At 46.0% G+C, this 4076-nt stretch carries 4 protein-coding genes; 3 read left to right on the top strand and 1 reads right to left on the bottom strand.

The features are described 5' to 3' along the window. Nucleotides 1-187, bottom strand: a 187-nt coding sequence (locus VN429_RS00155) for a DNA glycosylase (RefSeq protein WP_325628480.1), incomplete at its 3' end; no start/stop codon positions are given. 18 nt (nucleotides 188-205) lie between these two features. Between VN429_RS00155 and VN429_RS00150 the strand changes: the two genes are divergently transcribed. The 3 genes from VN429_RS00150 to VN429_RS00140 all read left to right on the top strand — a co-directional run. Continuing rightward, nucleotides 206-1000 (top strand): hypothetical protein, encoded by a 795-nt coding sequence (locus VN429_RS00150; protein WP_325628478.1) that lies wholly within the window; start codon nucleotides 206-208, stop codon nucleotides 998-1000. A 122-nt stretch (nucleotides 1001-1122) separates the two neighbouring features. Next, complete coding sequence (locus VN429_RS00145) at nucleotides 1123-3648, top strand: CARDB domain-containing protein (protein WP_325628476.1); 2526 nt, start codon at nucleotides 1123-1125, stop codon at nucleotides 3646-3648. A gap of 107 nt (nucleotides 3649-3755) precedes the next feature. Continuing rightward, on the top strand, nucleotides 3756-4076 hold a 321-nt coding region (locus VN429_RS00140), incomplete at its 3' end, for a tetratricopeptide repeat protein (protein ID WP_325628474.1).

The raw sequence follows: 4076 nt of genomic DNA, 5'->3' as shown, positions 1-4076 counted from the left end.
TAATATCAGTCTCGTTGATCCCATCATAACTGAGAATTTCACCACTCTGGCTGATAGTTACAACATTCCCAGCAATAACTCCTGCCCATTGGCCACCAATCTGTTTCCATCTGAAAACCTGCCCACAGTCAAGAGTCAGATCCAGATCAAATGGGAGTTGTTCTGGTGTGAGGTGATAGGTTTTCATCACCTCCACAGATTCTCTTTGTTTGATATCAGTCCTCCGGTTCATCCCATACAGACGAACGGAGCGACAAAGCCAAATAGTTCTGCACAAATACGGATAATTACTGATATTGTGTGGTATTCTGGTGATAATATGATGAGAATCAGGTTCTGGATCCTGGGGATAACTCTTATTCTGTCCCTTGCCCCTTTTTGTATGGCTGCCGATAATTATTCATCTGCGGCCATACCTGCCGGAAATGTAACAGCCACACTCACAACGCCCCCAAGCGTATCTGGTAGTGGCAATGATTACAATTCTGGTGTGATAGACCTTCAGACAGGCTGGAACCTGGTTGGAATTCCTCGCAGACTTGCAGAAGATAAAAACTCGGCATCTCTCTTTGCTCATATAGACTCAGCAGGGAGGAGTATCTGGACGTTTGATCCGGCTGGTAAAGGCTGGAAGGATCTAACTGCCCAGGATAAACTCTCACCCCTGGACGGATATTTTATCTACTCTTCAAAACCTGACAAAGTAACCCTCTCGTACTCGGTAGATCCCCTTCAGGTTCCCCCGGTAAAGGATCTTCAGACTGGTTGGAACCTGGTTGGATTTTCTGGTGCGACAGATGCCTCGGCACGCGATTCTCTCCTCTCGATCAGAAAAACCTGGACCCAGGTTATTGGATGGGATCCGGTAAAACAGAAGACAGAAGATTCTATCATCAACGGAGGCAATGATACTCATGCTGACTCCCGGATGATGGTTCCAATGCGTGCGTACTGGGTGTATGCAGACTCTCCCTGCAGTCTGGCAAGTATCGGAGCCTGAACTCATTTCTCCTTTTCTTATTCAATTATGTCTGGCCAATCTGGATCTGATTGGTATCTGCCATGTGCAAAGAGATATCAAGGCCAGAAGAGCAAGGTATGATGAGTATCAGGTGAATATCTGTGAAGACTGTCTGCAGGCATATTTTTCTTTTTCTCCTAATATTTGCACTTTCTATCGGGATGGGAAGTGCCGCGAATATCACTACTGATCTAAATTATCCCGAATACTGGGTCAAGGAAGCGGTTGGACAATACTCAATTGGTCACTTTGATCGTGCTCTTACCCTTCTTGACAACTCAGTATCTCAGGATCCAACACTCGCAAGTGCATGGATGTGGCGAAGCAAAACCCTCATGGAATTAGGGCGAACAAAGGAAGCTCAGGAGAGTCTTGCTAAAGCAAAAGAACTTGATCCTCTAATTGATAATCCATATCTGAAAAAAGTTGGTTCACTTGCCAACCTGAAAGTGACGCCAGTCCCCACAGCACGACCTACTGAGAGTGAGGATGAGCTGAAGAAGATGATCCAGTCTGACGTCAACGTGACGAACAGTCCTGATCCGACTGGTCCGGATATGGTGCTCTATGATCTCCAGGCGACAGTTAATCCTGTTACACAACAGGTTGAGGTCACAGCAGTCATAGGCAATGAAGGAGTGAAGCCGACCAGCAACTTCTTCATATCCTTCTATGGTTCGTACACCACACCGGTCTCATCATCAGATTCACCGATAGGATTTTACCTGGTGGACAACCTGCTTCCGGGAACCAAAAAGACCATTGTCGGTTACTTCCCGATTGCAGAGATACCCTCTGGTACCTATTATATCGGTGCATACATTGATCCAAACGGCCAAATTCGTGAGATGAGCAAGGACAATAACGGAAAGACAGCTGCTGCGAAGGTGACTATTCCTGAAGTGAACACAAGTGCAGGCACTCAGCGTGGCAGTATCCAGTTGGCTGTCCCGGTGACACCTTCCGTAGAGCCAATTTCTACAAAGAGAGCAGACCTGGTACTTGATGCAATATCAGGACCCACCACCGCAATGCTTGGTGAAGAGATACCAATCAATACTACTGTTCGCAATGCAGGTGATGCAGATTCAGAGAAGTTCAGAGTATCTGTCTATCTCTCCAAGGATGGATCAAAATCAGATGATGATATCGAGTTAGGATATGGTGATGTCCCTGATCTCGCTGCAGGCAAAGCACGTGAGGGTACTGCGATAGCAACTATCCCCCTGAATGTAGCAGCCGGTTCTTACTATCTGGTGGGATTAGCTGATAGTCAGGTGAAAATCCGTGAAAAGGATAAGACCAACAATGTCCGTTCAACCAACTCAGCGATTACGATAACCAAGCCTTCTGTACCTGGTTATGAGTCTGCATCAACACCTGCTATATCAGGTACACCGACTCCTGTTCAGGTCCTGGTCACGCCAAAAGTGACTCCAGTTCAGGCAGTATCGCCGATACTGACTCAGGTTCCTGAAGCCAAGCCGACAGCTGTACTTACTACTCCAGTCAAAACACCTGCTCCGGCTGTCACCGCAGAACCTACACTAGTGGCATCAACAGAACAGGTCTCGAAAAGCCTTCCTGATCTTGTTGTTGACACCATTGCCTCTCCGGGAACTGCAGCACCAGGTGAGAAGATTCTGATAAACACTACTGTTCGCAATGCCGGAGATGGTGATGCTGGTACATTCAGGTTATCAGTATATCTCTCTAAAGACGGAACAGTGTCTGACGATGATCTTGAACTTGGATACGGTGATGTTCCTGATCTTGCAGCAGGTAAAGCACGTCAGGGTTCAGCCGTTGCCGTGATTCCCCAGAATACTACTGCAGGTTCATACTACATAGTCGCACTTGCAGACAGTCTTAAAGCGGTCAATGAGAGTGACAAAACAAATAATTCTCGTGCAATGGAGTCACCAATTACGATCTCCGGAGCCAATGTTGCAAATCAGACCCTAAAAACTGTACCAACAGTAACTTCAACACCAGCACCAACTCGCATCTTGACTCCAGCACCTACCCTGGCACCTACACCAGTACCGACGACAGCAGTCTCCACTCCAACGCCTATAGTAACAGCAACGCCGACTCCGAAACCAACAACCGTTGCTCCGACTCCTGCTCCGACAGTTAAACAGACATCTGTACCAACTGCCAAAATAACCACTGTGCCAACAACTGCTGTCCCGACACCTAAAACAACAAGTTCTACTTCAGATGAATCAAAGCAGGTAACTTCAAACCTCTCTTCACAATTACTTCCAGATTTGGTAGTTAAGGTCAGATCATCCGGGACCTCCGGAACACCGGGTGGAAGTTTCAAAGTAACAACCACATTGCAGAATAACGGAAAAGCTGATGCAGGAAACTTTGATGTCTCGCTGTATCTCTCTCCAGACAAAACATTCGACCCGAAGAACAGTTATCTGGTTGGCAAAGGAAAAATAGACAATATTATATCTGGAAAACAGATGGTAAGTGATACTGATGTTCCGATCCCGGCAACGATTGAACCAGGTAGTTATTACTTTGTAATCTATGCAGATTCTGCTGAAGTGCTAAAAGAAACCAACAAAGACAACAATATTGCAATAGGAAAAAGTCCGGTTGTGATAAAGTAGCCCCGGATCCTTTCTATTCCCTCTGCAATATTTTACAGAAGTATATCATTGAGCATCAGGATGAATTTCTAGTCCCTCACTGAACGATTCATAATATTGTTATTATCATGACCTCTGAACCAGACCTTCTCTTCCATGAAGGAAAAACAGCGTGGCGGGCGGGTAATCTTCAGCAGGCTGCTGATCTTTTTTTTGAGATCCTTGAAACAGATGATCAGTATCACCTTGCCTGGAATGCTCTGGGGGTAGTGTATTCACAGGCAGGAGAGTTTGAAGAGGCTGATACCTGCTTTAAGAATGCACTTTTCCTGACTCCTGATAATCCGGTATATCTTCAGAACAGGGGAAAAAACAACCGGAAGCTCAAGGCCCTCTGGGAAAAGTCAGAACCTGTGAAATCAGCTGCAAAAATTTCAAATCTTTATATA

It is taken from the genome of Methanospirillum sp. (assembly GCF_035560735.1).
Lineage (GTDB): Archaea > Halobacteriota > Methanomicrobia > Methanomicrobiales > Methanospirillaceae > Methanospirillum.
This window is presented reverse-complemented; position numbering and strand designations above follow the sequence as displayed.